At 71.7% G+C, this 17,373-nt stretch carries 13 protein-coding genes; 4 read left to right on the forward strand and 9 right to left on the reverse strand.

The annotated features are described in order from the left end of the window. The first annotated feature begins 197 nt into the window (after nt 1–197). Nucleotides 198–1,481 carry a DUF4032 domain-containing protein gene (locus ACFVH5_RS27800; RefSeq protein ID WP_384814342.1) on the forward strand — a complete coding sequence of 428 codons (1,284 nt, stop codon included), beginning with the start codon at nt 198–200 and terminating at the stop codon, nt 1,479–1,481. On the opposite strand, the gene ACFVH5_RS27805 is transcribed toward ACFVH5_RS27800, so the two are convergent. The 6 genes from ACFVH5_RS27805 to ACFVH5_RS27830 form a co-directional block, all read right to left on the reverse strand. After that, nucleotides 1,442–2,305 carry a universal stress protein gene (locus tag ACFVH5_RS27805; protein ID WP_385836472.1) on the reverse strand — a complete coding sequence of 288 codons (864 nt, stop codon included), beginning with the start codon at nt 2,303–2,305 and terminating at the stop codon, nt 1,442–1,444. The genes ACFVH5_RS27800 and ACFVH5_RS27805 overlap by 40 nt on opposite strands. Before the next feature lie 64 nt (nt 2,306–2,369). Continuing rightward, nucleotides 2,370–3,548, reverse strand: coding sequence for a glycoside hydrolase family 88 protein (locus tag ACFVH5_RS27810; RefSeq protein ID WP_385836473.1), 1,179 nt, complete (start codon nt 3,546–3,548; stop codon nt 2,370–2,372). Nucleotides 3,549–3,685: 137 nt separating this feature from the next. Continuing rightward, entirely contained in the window at nt 3,686–4,951 is a 1,266-nt protein-coding gene (locus ACFVH5_RS27815) for an SGNH/GDSL hydrolase family protein (protein ID WP_385836474.1), read from the reverse strand. Continuing rightward, complete coding sequence (locus ACFVH5_RS27820) at nt 4,948–7,323, reverse strand: glycoside hydrolase N-terminal domain-containing protein (RefSeq protein WP_385836475.1); 2,376 nt, start codon at nt 7,321–7,323, stop codon at nt 4,948–4,950. The genes ACFVH5_RS27815 and ACFVH5_RS27820 overlap by 4 nt, the downstream gene beginning before the upstream one ends. Nucleotides 7,324–7,361: 38 nt before the next feature. Next, entirely contained in the window at nt 7,362–9,203 is a 1,842-nt protein-coding gene (locus ACFVH5_RS27825; RefSeq protein ID WP_385836477.1) for an alpha-galactosidase D, read from the reverse strand. 109 nt (nt 9,204–9,312) lie between these two features. Next, nucleotides 9,313–10,497 (reverse strand): ROK family protein, encoded by a 1,185-nt coding sequence (locus ACFVH5_RS27830; protein ID WP_385836478.1) that lies wholly within the window; start codon nt 10,495–10,497, stop codon nt 9,313–9,315. Nucleotides 10,498–10,687: 190 nt separating this feature from the next. Between ACFVH5_RS27830 and ACFVH5_RS27835 the strand changes: the two genes are divergently transcribed. After that, complete coding sequence (locus ACFVH5_RS27835) at nt 10,688–12,490, forward strand: ATP-binding cassette domain-containing protein (RefSeq protein ID WP_385836479.1); 1,803 nt, start codon at nt 10,688–10,690, stop codon at nt 12,488–12,490. Nucleotides 12,491–12,602: 112 nt separating this feature from the next. Here the strand turns inward: ACFVH5_RS27835 and ACFVH5_RS27840 are convergent, their stop codons facing one another. After that, nucleotides 12,603–14,033 (reverse strand): aminotransferase class V-fold PLP-dependent enzyme, encoded by a 1,431-nt coding sequence (locus tag ACFVH5_RS27840; protein WP_385836499.1) that lies wholly within the window; start codon nt 14,031–14,033, stop codon nt 12,603–12,605. A gap of 355 nt (nt 14,034–14,388) precedes the next feature. Here ACFVH5_RS27840 and ligD point away from each other — a divergent pair, with 355 nt between their 5' ends. Continuing rightward, nucleotides 14,389–15,399, forward strand: a complete 1,011-nt coding sequence (gene ligD / locus ACFVH5_RS27845) for a non-homologous end-joining DNA ligase (RefSeq protein ID WP_385836480.1) — start codon at nt 14,389–14,391, stop codon at nt 15,397–15,399. A gap of 61 nt (nt 15,400–15,460) precedes the next feature. Here ligD and ACFVH5_RS27850 read toward each other — a convergent pair whose 3' ends face one another. Together ACFVH5_RS27850 and ACFVH5_RS27855 are read right to left on the reverse strand one after the other, a co-directional pair. Then, nucleotides 15,461–16,150: a HemK2/MTQ2 family protein methyltransferase gene (locus tag ACFVH5_RS27850; RefSeq protein ID WP_385836481.1), complete on the reverse strand. Its 690-nt coding sequence runs from the start codon at nt 16,148–16,150 to the stop codon at nt 15,461–15,463. 284 nt (nt 16,151–16,434) lie between these two features. Continuing rightward, nucleotides 16,435–16,608, reverse strand: a complete 174-nt coding sequence (locus ACFVH5_RS27855; RefSeq protein ID WP_384814368.1) for a CsbD family protein — start codon at nt 16,606–16,608, stop codon at nt 16,435–16,437. 193 nt (nt 16,609–16,801) lie between these two features. Between ACFVH5_RS27855 and ACFVH5_RS27860 the strand changes: the two genes are divergently transcribed. Beyond that, nucleotides 16,802–17,179 carry an ANTAR domain-containing protein gene (locus tag ACFVH5_RS27860; protein WP_385836482.1) on the forward strand — a complete coding sequence of 126 codons (378 nt, stop codon included), beginning with the start codon at nt 16,802–16,804 and terminating at the stop codon, nt 17,177–17,179. Nucleotides 17,180–17,373 lie beyond the last annotated feature (194 nt).

The following is a 17,373-nucleotide window of genomic DNA, read 5'->3' on the forward strand; positions in this document are numbered from 1 at the left end:
TCCCGGGCGCCCTTCCGACGTGCTGCACATCACGTCCCGCACCCTGCGCCGTCCGGTCCCTCCCGGCCCCGGGTGGGGGACGGCCGGGCCCCTCCCACCTGCTGACAAATCGGACTGTCGTGTTGACGAAGGGGCCGTCCAGGTGCGGAGATGCTCCTGCGACATGACGGCCGACCGTGAGGCAGGGCGAGCGAGCGATGGCATTGCAGATCAGCGCCACCAACCCGGAGCATCCCGCGCTCCTGCTCGACCTGCCGTGGGACATCCCTCTGGAGGAGTGGCCCGAGCATCACCTGGTGCCGCTGCCGCGGGGCATCTCGCGGCACGTGGTGCGGTACGCGCGCGCCGGCACGGAGGTCGTGGCGGTGAAGGAGCTGGCCGAACGGCCCGCGCTGCGCGAGTACGAGCTGCTGCGCGGCCTCGACCGGCTCAACATCCCCTCGGTGGACCCCCTGGCCGTGGTCACCGGCCGGAGCGACAAGGCCGGCGATCCGCTGGAGTCCGTCCTCATCACCCGGCACCTGGGCGGCTCGATGCCCTACCGGTCGATGTTCGAGACGACCATGCGGCCCGCCACCATGCACCGCCTCATGGACGCGCTGGCCGTCCTGCTGGTCCGGCTGCATCTCGCGGGGTTCGCCTGGGGCGACTGCTCGCTGTCCAACACGCTGTTCCGGCGGGACGCGGGAGCGTACGCCGCGTATCTCGTCGACGCCGAGACGGGCGAGGTGCATCCGCAACTGAGCCCGGGGCAGCGGGAGTACGACCTCGATCTGGCACGTGTCAACATCAGCGGGGAACTGCTGGACCTGGAGGCCTCGGGGGCGCTGCACCCGTCGGTGGACCCGATCGAGTTCGGCATGGAGATCTGCAAGCGCTACGACGGGCTGTGGCAGGAGCTGACCCGCACGTCCGTGTACCCGGCGGGCAAGCATCACTACATCGACCGCCGGATCCGGCGCCTGAACGAACTCGGCTTCGACGTCGCCGAGATGCAGATCGCGCACTCCTCGAACGGCGACACCGTCACGTTCGTGCCGAAGGTCGTCGACGCCGGTCATCATCAGCGCCAGCTGCTGCGGCTGACCGGCCTCGACACCGAGGAGAACCAGGCCCGGCGGCTGCTGAACGACCTGGAGAGCTGGATGGCCACCCAGGACGACTACGCGCCGGGCGACCCCCTGGCCGCCCGGCCCGAGGTGCTGGCCCACCGGTGGGTCCGGGACGTGTTCCGGCCCACCGTGCGGGCCATACCGCTGGATCTGCGCGGTTCCATGGATCCCGCCGAGCTGTACCACGAACTGCTCGAACACCGCTGGTACCTGTCCGAGCGCTCGCAGCACGACATCGACCTGGACACGGTCGTCCGGGACTACGTCACGAACATCCTGCCCGGGATGCGGGACACGCTGTCGCCCGCGGCGGGCGGCGGGGCGGACGCTCAGGCCGGCGGGACGACCGCCACCGGGGAGGGCGCGTGATGGACGACCGCGTGGGCCACCGAACCGATCCGTGAGCCCACCGCCGAGCGGTGCGCCCGCCGGCCGACCACCGTCAGCTGGGCACGGGCAGCCGCGGAGAGCAGCACCTCGCCCGCGCTGCCCATCTCGACGTGCTGGGTCACCTTCACGTCGGGGAAGCGTGCCAGCCACGGCCCCAGCGCTTCCGCGAGCGCCTTCTTCTCGTACTGCTCCAGACCGCCGGCCTCGTCGGCGAGTGCCAGCGAGGCAGGGCTGTAGGTGAAGACGGTGGGCAGTGCCCAGGCGCGCACGACGCGCAGGTCGGCGCCGCGTGTCGCCGCCGCCTCGAAGGCGAGGCCCAGCGCGGCGGCGCTGTCGTCGGGACCGCCCTGCTGGCCGACGACGATCTCGCGGCCGGCCGCCTCCGACTCGGGCCGGTCGGTGGCGCGTACGAGGACGACGGGCCGGGTCGACTCGGCGATGACCTGCTGGCCGACGGAGCCGAGCAGGAAGCCGACGATCGCGCCGTGGCCGCGTGAGCCGAGCACCAGTGTCTCGGCCTCGGCGGCGGCGACGAGGAGCGCCTGGACCGGGACGCCGTCGACGAGGTCGGTGGTCACCGTCAGCCCGGGGTGCTGTGCGGTGACGTCGGCCGCGGTCCGCGTCAGTGCCTCAAGGGCGTCCGCCTCCTGGGTGTCCGCCGTCCGCTCGTCGCCTTCGGTCTTCGGCCGGGCGTGCACGATGCGCAGCGGAAGGTCCCGGCGTACCGCTTCCCTGGCCGCCCAGTGCACGGCGGCCAGGGATTCGGCGGTACCGTCTGCTCCCACGGTGATCGGGCGGGTCATGTGATGGCCTCCGTAGCGTCGGTCGAGGTGCCCACGCTACCCAGGGCCGGTCGGGCGGTTCCCGTCAGCCTGCCAGGAGGGCGAGTTCGGTCCCGGCCAGCAGGAACGCGCCGACACCGAAGTCCGAGGTGGTGTCGTAGGTGACGGGCTGGCTGGACTCCGGGCGGTCGCCCACGTTCTGGACGTAGCCGAGGAATCCGTCGGGGTGGACGGCCGTCGTGATCAGGCCCTGCCAGGCGCGGGCCGCCACCGGCAGGAACGCGGTCCGGTCCACGAGGCGGGAGCGGATCGCGTAGGCCGTGCCGTAGACGAAGAAGGACGTGCCGCTCGTCTCGGGGCCCGGCAGATGCGCGGCGTCGGCGAGGTTGACGTTCCAGAACCCGTCCGCGCGTTGCACGCCGGCCAGGGCGGTGACCAGGTTCGTCAGGGTCTCCCGGTACTCGCCGGTGTGCCGCTCGCTGCCCGGCAGGGCCTTGAGGGTCTTGACGTGTCCGCCGGCCACCCAGCCGTTGCCGCGCGACCAGACCACGGGCTTGCCGGACGGGGACAGGATGCCGCCGGGCAGGAACCGCTTGTCGCGGTACCAGAGGCCGGTGGCCGCGTCGTACAGGCCGGGGCCGCCCTCTATGCGCTTGGTGTGGCCGTAGAGGGCGTACACCTTCTCCCAGTACTGGGGGTCCTTGCGCAGGACGCCGATACGCGCGAACGGCGGCATGGCCATGTGCAGGGCGTCGTCCCACCACCAGTCGTCGTTCTTCGCCGGCTGGTCCGTGTACACCATGCGGTGCAGGGACTCCTCGATCGCGGCGAGCTTCTGCGCCTCCGGCTCGATCTCGTACAGGTCGAGGTAGGCCTGTCCGGCGTTGTGGTTGTCGGCGTGCCGGGTCGTCACCCCGCTGCGCAGCCCGTACGCGTGCTTCTCGGCCCAGCCGCGTGCGTACGCGAGGTAGCGGGCGCTGCCCGTCAGCCGGTGCAGGGCGAGCAGCCCGCTGAAGAACGTGGCGTTGGCCCAGCCGTTGTCGCCGGGGTCCGTGTGGGCGCCGATCCAGTGGTCGGCGACCCGGCGCAGGTCCCGGGTGATCGCGGCTCTGGACGGGAGGGCCGGTGCGAGGGCCGGTGCGAGGTGCGGGGTGGGGTGCGCGGCGGGGGGTGCGGGAGCTTCGGCGGCGGACGCGGACGTGGGGAGCAGAGCGGCGGAGGCCGAGAGAGCGGCACTGCCGGCCAACAACTGGCGTCTATCCATGTGAACGACTCCTCTCCATGTGAAAACCATGTGAGGCACATCCTGAACTCCCGCCCCAGCGGTGTCCACGGCCCGGACTCGACTCGGTCAACTTGGCCTGAACCAAGTCGAGTTCACGGCACCGGCCTGCGTTCACATCAAGGGACATCCACCGCGGACGTCCGGTCGCAGCGCAGACTGTCGAGGTCGACCGAGTCGGCCATCGCCTGCATGCCCTTGTCGTTGGGATGCAGCCGGTCGCCGCCGTCGAAGACCGGCATGATGCGCTCGTGGTCGTAGGGACTGCGGAGGATGCGGTCGAAGTCGGTGACGGCGTCGAACTCCCCGCTGCTCCTGATGAACTGGTTGACCTCCTGCCGTACGGACTCGGCGGCCGTGTCCCATTCGGACCAGCCCTTGAAGGGCGCGACGGTGGCGCCGACGACACATTTCCCCGCCTGATGGGCGCGGGCGATGATCTCGCGGTAACCCGCGATCATGTCGGCGCCCGTGACTCCGGTGTGCGCCTTGATGTCGTTGACCCCCTCGAAGAGGAACACCGTACGGACGCCCGGGTGGGACAGGACGTCACGGTCCAGCCGGTTGAGCGCGCTCTGTCCGGCGCCGTCGGCCAGGACCTTGTTCCCGGAGATCCCTTCGTTGGCAACTCCCTTGACCGGGCTGTTCGTTGCTCCCAGACGCCGGGCGAGATAGTCGGGCCAGCGGCGGTTCAGGTCGCCGCTGGACTGCCAGCCGTCCGTGATGGAGTCCCCGAGCGCGACGACCGCGCCGACGGCGGCGCTCGTGCGTACGGTGACCGCGTCGAGGTAGAACCAGGAGCCGGTGCGTTCGGTCCAGTCGGCCGCCCCGTCCTCCCCGGTGTGGTCGCCGGTGGCGGCGTACGACGTCTGCATGGCCATGCCGTGACCGGTCGCCGGGCCGCCCCCGGTCCGCGTGTGCACACTGACGACCAGGTCGGCCGCGGCGGGCAGTCTGCCGGGCAGCGGATCGCTGTACGCGGTGGCCCCCGCCGGGACGGTGACGGAGCTCGCGCCGCCGAAGGTCAGCCGCTTGTTGGTGCCCGGGACCAGCTCCGCACCCGTCCGGCGAAGACCCGCGTAGGCGCTGTCGAAGGTCAGCGGCCGGTCCCCGAGGGCGTTGGAGAGCCGGACGCGCAGGTCGTCCCCGGCCACGCTGGTGCGCACGACCAGGCGGTAGCTGTGGTCGGCGACCGCGTCTCCCACCCGGTCCGCGCTCGCGCCCCAGGTGACCACGTCGTGCCGGTCGGCGGGGGCTGCCGGGGCGGCGGTCGCGGGGGTGACCTGGACGGCGGCGGCGACCACCAGGAGCGCCACCGGAGCCACGAGACGGCCCGCTCGGCCCACTCGGCCCGCCCGAGCCGCCCTGAAGAGGCCGGCCCTCATCGGGTGAAGTCCCGCAGTGTGACGGAGGCGCCCGGCTTCAGGGTCACCGTGCGCGACGAGCGGCCGTACGCGACCGTGGTCGTCCGGCCGCCGACACTGCGGATGCGCGCCTCGGTCGGTCTGCCGTCACGCCAGCGCAGGTCGACGACGAAGCCGCCCCGCGCACCGACTCCCGTGACGGAACCGGACTTCGCCCATGCGTCGGGCAGTGCGGGAAGCAGTTCCAGATGTCCCGGACGGGAGTAGAGGAGCATCTCGATCATCGCCGCGGGGGTGCCGAAGTTGGCGTCGATCTGGAAGATGCCACGCCCCTTCTCTACCTCGTAGATGTCGAAGAGGTTCGGCGCCGAGCCATTGCCGCCGTCGGTCGAGGGACGGAGGTTGTTGACGATCAGCTGATAGGCGTTCTCCGCGTTCTTGAGCCGGGCCCAGCACAGGCTGCGCCAGGCGTTCGCCCAGCCGAAGCTCTCCATGCCGCGCGCGGTCAGCAGGGCCGTCGCGCCCTTGACGATCTCGGGCGGGGTGGAGTCGTCGGGCCGGATGCGGTCGCCGGGGAAGAGTCCGATGAGCGGGGACAGATGCCGGTGGGTGGTCTCGCCGAGGTTGTCGGGCGACATCCACTCCTCCAGCCAGCCCGTCCTCTCGCTCACCTTCGGCAGATACAGCCGTTCCTGGAGGCCGCCGATGGTCTTCGCGTAGGCGGTGTCCTTCTTCAACTCCTTCGCCGCCGTGCGGTAGTTGTCGAAGAGCGCCCACACCAGTTCCTGGGCGTAGGTGATGCCCTTGGCGTCCTGCGGGCCGTGCTCGGGCGACCAGTCGCTGTCGTCGACGAGCACTTCCTTCGAGGTGCCGGGGAGTGTCGTGGTGATCAGCCGCGCCTCCCAGAACTCGCAGGCGCTCTTCAGGAGCGGGTAGATCCTCGTCAGATGGGAGCGCGACCGGGTGAACTCGTAGTGCTCCCACAGGCTCGCGCACAGCCAGGCGTTGCCCGCCGGATGCCACCACCAGCCGCTGCCGCCATGGATGTTGGTGGAGAACGCCACGGCCCAGCCGGCGACCTTCCCGGTGGAGTTGCGGTAGCGGTTGCGCGGGTCGTTGAAGAGGTCGTGGGTGAGCTTCCGCCACGACGGGAACTGGGCGAGGCAGTAGTCGGTGAGTGCGTCGAAGCTCTGCGACAGGCCCGCCCGGTCGGCCATCCAGTAGTTCATCTGGATGTTGATGTCGGTGTGGTAGTCGCCCATCCAGTCCGGGTCGTTGCCGTCCAGCCACAGCCCCTGGAGGTTCAGCGGCAGACTGCCACGGGACCCGGAGATCATCAGATAGCGGCCGAACTGCAGGTAGGCGGACTCCAGTTCGGGATCGGGCACGTCGTCGCGGGCGCGCGCCCTGATCCGTTCCCAGGTGTCCAGGGAGCGCTGCTCGGCCGACGAGGTGCCGAGCGAGAGGTCCAGCTGCTCGAACAACGCCTTGTGGTCGGCCACATGGGTGCGCAGGAGCGTGTCCGCCGGGTGGGCCGCCGCGGCGGCGACCTTGGTGCGGGCCAGCTTCTCCGGTTCGAGGGACGGATCGCGGTAGTGGGCGGAGGCGTCGGGCGCGTAGTTGGTGCCGCCGCTCACCACCACGGTGAGGTCCTTGCATCCGGTGAACTCGATCAGCGCGCCCTTCACCCGGACGCTGCCACCGGTCCCGTACGCCTTCACGGCCGCCCCGTAACGCAGCCCGTTCGGGAAGGCGGCGCCGAAGGAGGTGCCCTGGACGGTCTCCTTGTGCGTCCCGTCCAGGGTCACGCTGCCGGTGTAACGGCCGCCGCCGGTCTGGGTGAAGTGCAGCACGATCGCGTCGTCGGGGCGGCTGGCGAACACCTGCCGCTCGTAGGTGACTCCGGAGCGGACGTACGACGTGCCGATCACGCCCTGGGCGAGGTCCAGGGTGCGGCGGTAGCCGGAGACGGCGGACAGGTCGTGGTCCGGGATGTCGACGGTGAGACGGCCCAGCAGGGTGAAGGAGCCGAAGTTGTCGCGGTCGTAGGGGAATTGACCGTCGGAATCGAGGGTGTCGTTGAGTCCGCCGGTCCACATCGTGGCATCGGTGATGAGCAGCAGTTCCCGGCCGGGGTCGTTGCTCGCGAGGGCGCCGAGCCGGCCGTTGCCGATGGGCAGGCCCTGCTCGATCATCGAGTGCTCGTCGGCGGGCGCCTGCCACCACAACTGGTTACGCGAACTCCCCTTCAGGAGCGCCGAGTCGGTGGGGCGTTGCGGTGCGGCGGTCGCGGTGAAGGCGGGCAGGCCGCCGAGGGCGGTGGCGACGCCGGTCGCGGCGGCGAGGGAGAGGAGTCTTCGTCTGCTGGGCTCGGCGGGGCGGCTCTTGTCCATGGTGCGGCTCCAGGGGAAGAGAGGTGGGGGAACGGCGATCAGGACGACTTCGGTACGTCGATGCGGTCGATGTCCGGGGCGTAGCCGGAGCCGCTGTCGAAGGTGATCGTGTTGGCGCCGGCCTTGAGCGAGACGGGCACGCTGACGGTCTCGGCGGTCCCCCAGTCCCCGGTGGAGGGGAACTTGTGACTCGTCGGGCCGTTGCCGTTCGCGGAGACCTCGACGGAGCGGGGGTCACCGCTGACGTAGGCGACCTTCACCTGGTACGTGCCGGCCTTGGCCACGACGACGTCGTTGAAGCGGAGCGAGCCGCCGACGTAGAGGTTGCCGACCTTCTTGCCGCCCGAGCAGGCGGAGCAGTCGGCCAACGAGGCGTTTCCGCCGAGGGTGTTGGCGGCGGCCTCGGCCTCGAAACCGGTCGTGGTGAGCGCGGTGCCGTGCGGGGTCACGGTGAACAGCCGGGAGCCGTGCGCGGGCAGCGCCTGGGTCACCTTGTCCTTGTAGGTGCCGAGGTTCTCGCGGTTCCACAGGTCCCGTACGACGGCCTTGCCGGTGAAGCCGAGGGCGGCCCAGTCGGCGGAGACGGCGGCGGGCCTGTCGGCGAGGTTGAACAGGGCCACGGTGTAGCTGCCGTCGGCGTTCTTCGCGGCCCACACCTGCTGCGGGTCGGACGGGGTGATCGGCCGGGCGGGCGGCATGCTGCCCTGGTTGAGGGCGATGACCTCGCGGTTGGTGAGCAGCGACACCCCGTAGGAGTCCAGCTCGGTCAGGTCGTCACCGGTGTAGAGCGGGGACTTGGCGATGGCCCACAGGGTCGCGTAGCTCTGGCGCTCCGCCTTGGTGAGGCCGTCCATCTCGCCGTTGCCGACGTCCAGGGAGTCCAGGTCGTTCCAGCCGCCGGGGCCCGCGTGGCGGGTCCAGCCGGGGAGGTCGTCCCAGCGGTCGTCGACCGAGTTCTCCCAGCTGACGAGGGTGTTGCAGTAGCACTCGACGTCGGTGTCGATGCGCCAGCCGTTGGAGTACTTCTTCCAGTCGGCGATCCGGCCTATGTCCAGCGACCAGGAGACCTCCAGGTGGATGGGCCGGCCGGTGGCGGCGATGGCCTTGTTCCAGGCGGCGACGTCGGCAACGTTGTCGTACTGGTCGCCGTTCTTGCCGGAACCGGGTCCGACGCCGTCCAGTTTCAGGAAGTCGTAGCCCCAGTCGGCGAAGAGCCGCGCCTGCGAGTCGACGTACTTCTGCGCGCAGGGGTCGGAGAAGTCGAGCTTGTAGGCGCTGTCCCAGCCGTTGGTGGTGCGCAGGTCGCCGTACACGACGTCGGCGGTCGTGCAGTCACCGGCGTTCCAGATCGGGACCTTGCCCTCGCCGTACGCCTCCTTCTGCAGACCGACGGGCAGGTAGATGCCCGCCTTGAGGCCCTTGCCGTGGATGTGGTCGGCGACGGGCTTCATCCCGCGCGGGAAGCGTCCCGGGTCCGCCTTCTGGCGCCCGTACGCGTCGAAGCCGGGCTTCCAGGCCTGGTCCATCCACCAGCCCGCGTCGAGGTTGACGTACTCGTAGCCGAACGGCTTGAGCTTGGCCGCCAGCGCGTCCGCCTGCTTGAGGACGTTCTTCTCGGTGAGATAGCTGTAGTCGCCGTCGGGGTTGAGCCCCGGGTACTTCGAGGACTGCATGCTCCAACTCGACCAGCCCATGTACGGCTTGGCCGCGAGGGCCGACGTACTGGCGGCCGGGGTGGCGGTGGGGGTGGCGGTCGGGGCCGGCGTGGCCGCCTGTGCCGACGGGAGGGCGGCGGCCGTCGCGGCGGTCAGCGCCAGGACGAGGAGGGCTCTGAGGGAACGGCGGGCGGGGGCCGTGGGGGCGTTCGAGGATGACCGCATGGGTCGGAACCTCCTGTGAGGGGTCGGGCTGTGCGGGGGTGCGGTGCTGCGGCTCAGCGACCGCGTCGGGGTGGACGGCGTGCACGGCTGCGCCGTGAGGGGCGGCGGCTCATCCCGTGCCGCGGGGCGGGCCGCCGATGAAGGACTGGATCGCGGTGGCCGCGGCGCCGCGGGCCCACTCGTCGAAGGCCAGCGGCCGGGTCAGCAGGTCGCAGCGGGCGGCGGTGCCGAACGCGGAGGCCGTGAAGGCGTCGCGGATCTGCTCGGCGAACAGGTCGTACGCCGCCAGCCCCTCACCGGAGATGATCACGCGTTCGGGCCCCATGAGGTTGGCCACGGTCGCGATGGCCCGGCCGATCGCGTCCCCGGCCCGTGCGTAGACCTCGCGGGCGCCGGGGTCGCCCCGGCGGGCCAGTTCGACGGCCTGCGCCGCGTCGGCCACCGGGAGGCCTGTCGCGTCGCGTACCGCGGCGACGATCGCGGGGTCGGCGGCGATCGCCTCCGCGCAGCCGCGGTTCCCGCAGTGGCAGAGCGGGCCCGTGGGGTCGATGACCACGTGCCCGATCTCACCGGCGACGCCGTGGGCCCCCGAGACGACCTTGCCGTGCACGACCAGGCCGCAGCCGATGCCCGCTCCCACCGTGACCACGGCGAAGTCGGACAGGCCGACGCCCGCGCCGAACCACTGCTCGGCGACGGTCAGGGCCCGTACGTCGTTGTCGACGGTGACCGGCAGCCCGGTCGTCATCTCCACCAGCTCGGCGAGCGGCAGATCGCGCCACTCCAGGAAGGGCGACAGACGCACCTCGCCCGCGGCCCGGTCCACGTCACCGGAGACGGCGACACCGATCCCCTGCACCTGGACACCGAACCCGTCGGCCTCCGCGAGGAGTTCCTGGACGAGGTCGGCGACGGCGGTCAGCACGGGCTGCGGTTCACGGGCCCGCAGGGGCACATGGCGGGCGACCCGGATCCGACAGCACAGGTCCGTCAGTACGGCGATGATCTCGTCGCCGGTCACCTTGACACCGATGAACAGGGCCCGGCCGCCGTCCACCCGCACGGAGTTGGCGGGCCGCCCCAGCGCGGGGCGCGCCTCGTCCCCGGCCTCCTCCACCAGGTATCCGGCCTCGATCAGGGGCCGGACCGCCTTGGTGACGGCGGCGGCCGACAGCCCCGACCGGCCGGCCATGTCGGAGCGGGTGAGCGGGCCGTGGGACAGCACGGTGGTGAAGATCTGGGCAGCGGCCGGCGTGTGGGCCGGGAACGCCTCGGTGCGAGGAGTCGAGCGCATGCCCGGAACCTAGGGTGATTCTTTTCCGTCGTCAATGAAAGAAACAAAGATCGTTTTAAGTGAGGCTGAACGACCCATCCGGCTTGTAAGTGTGCGATCAAGTCGTCGAGTTACCGGTGGAACGGAGGCGATGACGAGGCCCCTCTCCGATACGGGTCCGTCGTCGGCGTCCGCCTGACATGCTGCCCCCATGCCGACGACACCGACAGGACTCCGCGTTCAGGCTCGCCGGCTCACCCAGCGGGTGCGCGGAGCGGGGCGCGTACTGCACGACGTGTCGGTCGACATCGCCCCCGGGCGGATCGTCGTGATCGCGGGCAGCAGCGGGGCGGGCAAGACGGTCCTGCTGGAGTCACTGGCGGGACTGCGCGCCACCGACGAAGGAGCGGTGCTCCACGACGGCGCCCGACCGGGCGCGCCAGGACCGGAGTTCGGGTTCGTCCCGCAGGAGGACATCCTGCACCGGGACCTGCCGCTGCACCGGACCCTGGTGTACGCGGCCGGTCTGCGCATGCCCGTGGGAACCTCCGCCGCGGCGGTCACCGCGGCCGTGGACCGGGTCCTGGTCTCCCTGGGCCTCTCCCACCGGGCGGGCACGCCGGTGCGCGCGCTCAGCGGCGGGGAGCGCAAACGGGCCTCTGTCGCGGCCGAGTTGCTCACCGGCCCGCGGGCGCTCTTCCTCGACGAACCGACCTCAGGGCTCGATCCGGTGACCGGCGCCGCCCTGCTGCGGACCCTGCGTTCGCTGGCCGAGGGCGGCACCACCGTCGTACTCACCACCCATGTCCTCGCCGATCTGCTCCGCGGCGACCACGTCGTGTTCCTCTCCCCCGGCGGGCAGATCGCGTACGCGGGTGAACCGGGCGACCTGTGCGGGGCGTTCGGGGTGGACACGGTGGAGGACGTGTACGGCGTGGTGGCCGAAGGTGCCGTACGCGTCGGTGCCGTGGCCGCCGGTGGCGCATCCACCGGTGGCGCATCCACCGGCGCCGCGCCCGACGGCGCTGTCTCCGGCGGCACGGTCTCCGACGGCGCTGTCTCCGGCGGCGCTGTCTCCGGCGGTGTGCGGGTGGAACCGGTGCCGGGCGAGCCGGTCGTCCCCCGTACCGGCCCGGCGGCGCGGCCCGTCCCACGGCGGCGCCTCGGCGCCGTACGGCAGTGGTCCCTGCTCACCCGGCGCGGCACCGCCCTGCTGCTGCGCAGCCGGCTCTCGGTCGCCGTGCTGGCGGGCTCGCCCGTGATGATCGTGGCGATGTTCGCGGTGCTGTTCCGGGCGGGGGCGTTCGACCCGGCGGACCCGGACCCGGGGTCGACCGCGATGATCATGTTCTGGATCGCGTTCGGCGCCTTCTTCTTCGGGCTGACGTACGGGCTGCTGCAGATCTGCACGGAACTTCCCGTGCTGCGCCGCGAATGGCTGGCGGGCCTGCGGATCGGCCCGTACGTCGCCTCGAAGCTCACCATCATGCTGCCGGTGCTCGCCGCCGCGGACGCCCTGCTGCTCGCCGTACTGCGCGTCCTGGACCGGCTGCCCGCGGCGGGCTGGGACACCTACCTCTCCCTGTTCGTGTCGAGTGTGCTGGCCTCCGCCGCCGCGCTCGCGCTGGGCCTGCTCGCCTCGGCCGCGGTGACCGATCCTGGGCAGGCGACGCTGATGCTGCCGCTGCTGTGCTTCCCTCAGGTGCTCTTCTCCGGGGCCTTCGTGCCGGTTCCCCGGATGACGGCGGCCGGGGAGGCGATCAGCTGGGCGATGACGAACCGCTGGGCGTTCGAGGCACTCGGCGCGGGCGTCGGCCTGGAAGCACTGTGGCGCGACGGGGCCTCCCGGCTGGGCCCGCCGCTCCTCGATGCGTACGGCGACTCGTTCGCCGGGCCCGCCCGGCACGGCTGGCTGATCCTGACGGGGTTCACGCTGGTGTTCCTGGCCGCGACCTGGGCCGTCCTGGTGCGCAAGTGCCGGGGCGGTGTGGTGCGTGACCGGGCGGGAGGCTGAGGCGCGCCGCCGACCCGTCTCCGGCCCCCGGTCCGCTGCCGCAGTCCGCTGTCCGCCTGTCTGCCGTCTGCGGTCTGCTGTCCGTCTGTCCGTCTGTCCGTCTGTCCGTCTGTTAGCAGCCGGCCCTCGCCTCCAGGCCGGTCGCGCCCGGCACCCGGTCCCGGTAGGTCTCCCGCACGAACCTCAGGAACGTGTCGATGTCCCTGGGCTGTGACGACAGGCCGAGCGAGACACGGACCGCGCCCGCCGACGGAAGGTGCAGCAACTCCAAATACTCCTCCAGGGAGGTGAGTCGGCGGCGGGCGGCCGAGCGCAGCAGGCGCAGGGGCAGGGCGAAGGCCGCCTCGCCCGCGCCCGGATTGCAGAAGCAGCCCGTGCGCAGCGAGATGCCCCGCGAGGCGCTGTCGCGGGTGACGACCCGTTCGTCGATGACGCGGCCGTCGGCGTCCAGCAGATTGAGCGCGACGGTCCCGCCGCGGGCCACGAGGTCCCGCGGACCGTACACCCTGACCAGCGGGGAGCCGTCGCCATGCCGCAACTCTGCCAACCCCGAGAGGAGTTGGGCGGTCAGCGCGGTCACATGCGCGTGCACCCGTGCCATGCCGACGGCGTCGATCCACTCCAGCCCGGCCGTCACGTCGGGAACGGAGAGGAAGTTGACCGTGCCGTCCTCGAAGGCCGCCTCGTCGTCGGCGAGGACGTGCCACTGCGCCTGGGCGCTGACCGCGTAGATCGTGCCGCCGGAGAACCAGGGCCGGCGCAGCCGGGCGAGCGCGTCCCGGCGGGCGATCAGACTGCCGACGCCGGTGGGGTGGCCGAAGACCTTGTACCAGCTGACGACGGTGAAGTCGGGGTGGTACCGGCTCAGATCGAGGGAGTTGGCGGGGACGAAGGCGGCCGCGTCGAGCAGCACGTCGTAACCGCGCGCCTGGGCCGTCTCGATCCAGGCGAGCGGATGCTGGACGCCGGTGAAGTTACTCTGCGCCGGATAGGCGAGCAGGCCCTGTCTGCGCTCGCCGGGTCGTGCGGGGCCTCGGCGGACACCGCGTCCGCGTCCGCGCTCGGGCAGAGCGGCCCGCAATCGCTGTTCGTCCACGCGGAGACCGGGGCCGCCCACGGGTACGTACGTCGTGCGCGCGCCGCGTGAACGGGCGTACTCCCGCAGGCCGTTGACCGAGTTGTGGTTGTCCAGCGGCATGACCAGTCTGCTGCGGCGGCTGAACGGGTAGGCCTCGCCGACCAGGCGCAGGGCGCCCGTCGCGTTCGGGGTGAAGATCACGGCGTACTCGGCCGGGTCGGCACGGAAGTGGCGGAGCACCGCCCGGCGTGCCCGGGCCAGCAGGAGCCCCGAGGCGCGGGAGGCCGGGCTCTCGGAGTGCGGGTTCCCGAAGACACCTCCGGTGATCCGTGCGGCGCTCCCCCGGACGAGTGAGACAGGTGCGAGGCCGGCTCCCGTGTGGTCGAGGTAGGTGTGGCCGTCGGCGTCGAGGTAGCCGAACTCCTGGCTCCTGAGTTCCGCGAGATCGGCTGGATCGGCGAGCACCGCTGGATCGGCTGGCTCCGCGAGATCGGCGGGGTTCGTCAGGTCCGAGCGATCCGCGCGTCGCGCAGGTTCCGCCGCGTTCGTCGTGCGGGCGTCGCCGTCGGGTATGTGGCCGGTGGTCCCTGTCCTGTCCACGGATCCTCCCCCATGAGGCCGGGCCCTCCCCGCGTGCCAGGGCGGGGCACGGTTCTCCTCACATCATGCTGAGATCCGCCCGGACAGGAAGGGGTTGCCGATGATCGGCGCGTCCACCCTCACCCGGGCACACGGACGACCGCCCGGTCGCGGGGTCCCGGGGCCTGCGCGACGATGCGTGGAGGACGGGGGAAGGGGCCGGACGAAGGAGTGAGCGGCGATGACCGACCTTCTGGGCTCCCTGCCCGAGGACCAGGCGCGGCTGCTCCGTGACGCGGTTCCCGGCGTCGAGTCGGCCGCCCGGCCGATGCTCGCCACGCTCAGCGACCGGCGCGACTTCCCCGGCGACTGGGTCTTCGAGCGGAAACTCGACGGCGTCCGCGTACTCGCGGTGCGCGAGGGCGAACGGGTCCGTCTCCTCTCGCGGGCCGGCAACCGCCTCGACGAGACCTACCCGGAGATCGTGGACGCGCTCGCCGCCCAGTCCCGCACGGACTTCACCGTGGACGGGGAGATCGTCGCGTTCACGCACGGCCGTACCGACTTCGGCCGCCTCCAGCGGCGCATGGGACTCACCCGCCGCCGGGACGTCGAGGCGAGCACGGTCGCCGTGACGTACTGCCTCTTCGATCTGCTCGGGCTGGAGGGCGCCGACACGACACGACTGCCGCTGCGCGCACGCAAGTCGCTGCTGCGCCGCGCCCTGACCTACCGCGCGCCGCTGCGCCTGACGACACACCGCAACGAGGGAGGCGCCGAGCTCCTGGCCGACGCCTGCGCCCGGGGCTGGGAGGGGCTCATCGCCAAGCGCGCCAACAGCCCTTACCAGCACCGCCGTTCACCGGACTGGCTCAAGCTGAAGTGTTCCCTGGAGCAGGAGTTCGTGATCGGCGGGTTCACCGGACCGGGCGGCAGCCGCGCCGGGTTCGGCGCCCTGCTGCTGGGCCACTTCGAGGGCGAGGACCTGCGGTACGCGGGCAAGGTCGGTACGGGGTTCGACCGCCGTACGCTCCTCGCGCTGCGCGGCGCCCTCGACGAACTCGCCCTGCCCGCCTCGCCGTTCACCGACCGGGTGCGCGAGGCGGGCGCCCACTGGGCCGAGCCGGTACTGGTCGCGCAGATCGCGTTCACGGAGTGGACACGGGACGGCATGCTCCGCCATCCGCGCTTCCTCGGACTGCGCCACGACAAGCCGGCACGGGACGTCGTCCGCGAGCGGCCCGCTCCTTGACGCGGCCCCGGCGGTCGGCAGTCGGCAGCCACCAGTCGCGGCAGTCACCAGGTCACTGCGGTCAGCACGTCCGCTCGCCCCTGATGATCACCAGTTCCTCGTTCTCCTCGCGTGCCGCGATCCGGCCGGACTCCCTGAGCCACGGCAGACGTGAGCGGAGCACGGGCCCGAACGGGACGTACGCCCGCTCGCCGATCGTGGCCCGCAGTCCCGATGCGGCCAGCCGGTCCAGGGTCTCGTCGGTGCCGCTCAGCCCCGACTGGGCGATGAGCAGCACACCGCCGGGCCGCAGAACGCGCGGCACATCGGCACAGATGCGGTCCAGGATCGCGCGCCCGTCGAGCCCGGCGTTCCAGGCCCGCTCGCGGCCCCGGCCGGCCGATGGCTCCGACGGCGGTGTGGGGACGTACGGCGGATTGCTGATGATCAGGTCGAAGGACCGTCCCCGTACGGGTTCCAGGAGGTCGCCGCGGTGGACCGTGAGGCGCTGCCGGGACCGCATGGCGTTGAGCCGGGCGGTGAGCACGGCCCGCCAGGCGATGTCGACCGCCGTGACGCGGGCGCCCTTGCGCGCGGCGCAGATCGCCAGGGTTCCGGTGCCGGTCCCGAGATCGAGGACGTCCATGCCGGGGGCGGGACCCTCGCGGTAGAGCGCCCGGGCCAGCAGGAAGGTGTCGGCCTGCGGCACGTATACGCCCGGAGGTGCCATCAGGGGGCCGGGCGGGCGCGTCGGGTCGACGAGAAAAGCCATGAGGGAAGTCCTCCGTCCGGGCGCCCTGTCGGGTGCGGGAGGTGCGTGCACACGGCCGCCGAACGCCTGGTCGGGCACGTCTTTTCAGCAGCCGAGTGCCCATGGATCACTCCTCCACACCTCTTCCGCCACGGAAGTCCCGCAGGTGGCGGCAGGTGACGGCCGACCGCATGCCACCGTGCGGACACGGGAACACCCCCGGCGGTCGCGGTGGGAACCGGCGACCGTCCGGGGGCGTACGTGCGACTGGGCAGGCACTCCGGAGCCTGCCTGTCGCGCAGGCGCTAGCGGCCGGACTTCTTCATGTGGCCGGCGGCCCGGTCCTTGAGCTCCTCGGCCTTGCCCGTCATCTGCTCGCCCCGGCCCTCGCCCTCCATGGACTTGTCGTCCATGGCCTTGCCGGCGGCCTCCTTCATCTTGCCCTTCATCTGCTTGGCCTTGCTCTTCGCCTTGCTCATGGTGTTCCGCCTTCGTACGGGGGTTGGACTGCCGTCTTCACCCTGCGCCCGGCAGCCGACCTTCGCAATCCGTGAGGATTCATGACGCAGGGTGACAGCTGCTCATCGGGGCCGGTCGGCGCACTGGCACGCGTCCGGCGGAGTGGGGACGATGGACTGCGACCGTGATGTGCCGCGACCCCGGAGGGGACGAATGACGCCAGACGCCGGTTCGGGCACCGACGAGCCCGGCGACGGCCGACAGGGCCCCGCCCCGTCCGACGAGGACACACCCCGGATCGTCGAGCTGGAGGAGGAGATCGGCCAGCTCAAGGAGGCCGTGACCTCGCACGCCGTCGTGGACCAGGCGATCGGCATGATGGTCGCTCTCGGCCGGGTGACACCCGATCAGGGATGGTGTGTGCTGCGGGAGGTGTCGCAGCACACCAACCTCAAGCTGCGCAACGTCGCCGAGCTCATCATCGTGTGGGGTCAGCGGGGCGATCTGCCGCCCGACGTGCTGGCCGCCCTGGAGGAGACGCTCGACCGGTACGGACCCGCCCTGCGGCCGGGATACGACCCACCACCGTGACAAGGGCGTTTGCTTCAGCCCCAGTTGGTTACTTCGGTGAGTGGCAGGCCGCTGGCAAACCGCTCCCGGGAGGGTTCGGCAGTGAGCTCGCCACGCAGCCGCCCGGCTCGGGAGCACCACCCCGGGACGGGCGGCTGGGTCCGTGGGACGCGTCCGTCCGACCGTACCCATGCCCGTGCCCATGCCCGTGGTCG

Source organism: Streptomyces sp. NPDC127119 (assembly GCF_042677425.1).
Classification (GTDB): domain Bacteria; phylum Actinomycetota; class Actinomycetes; order Streptomycetales; family Streptomycetaceae; genus Streptomyces.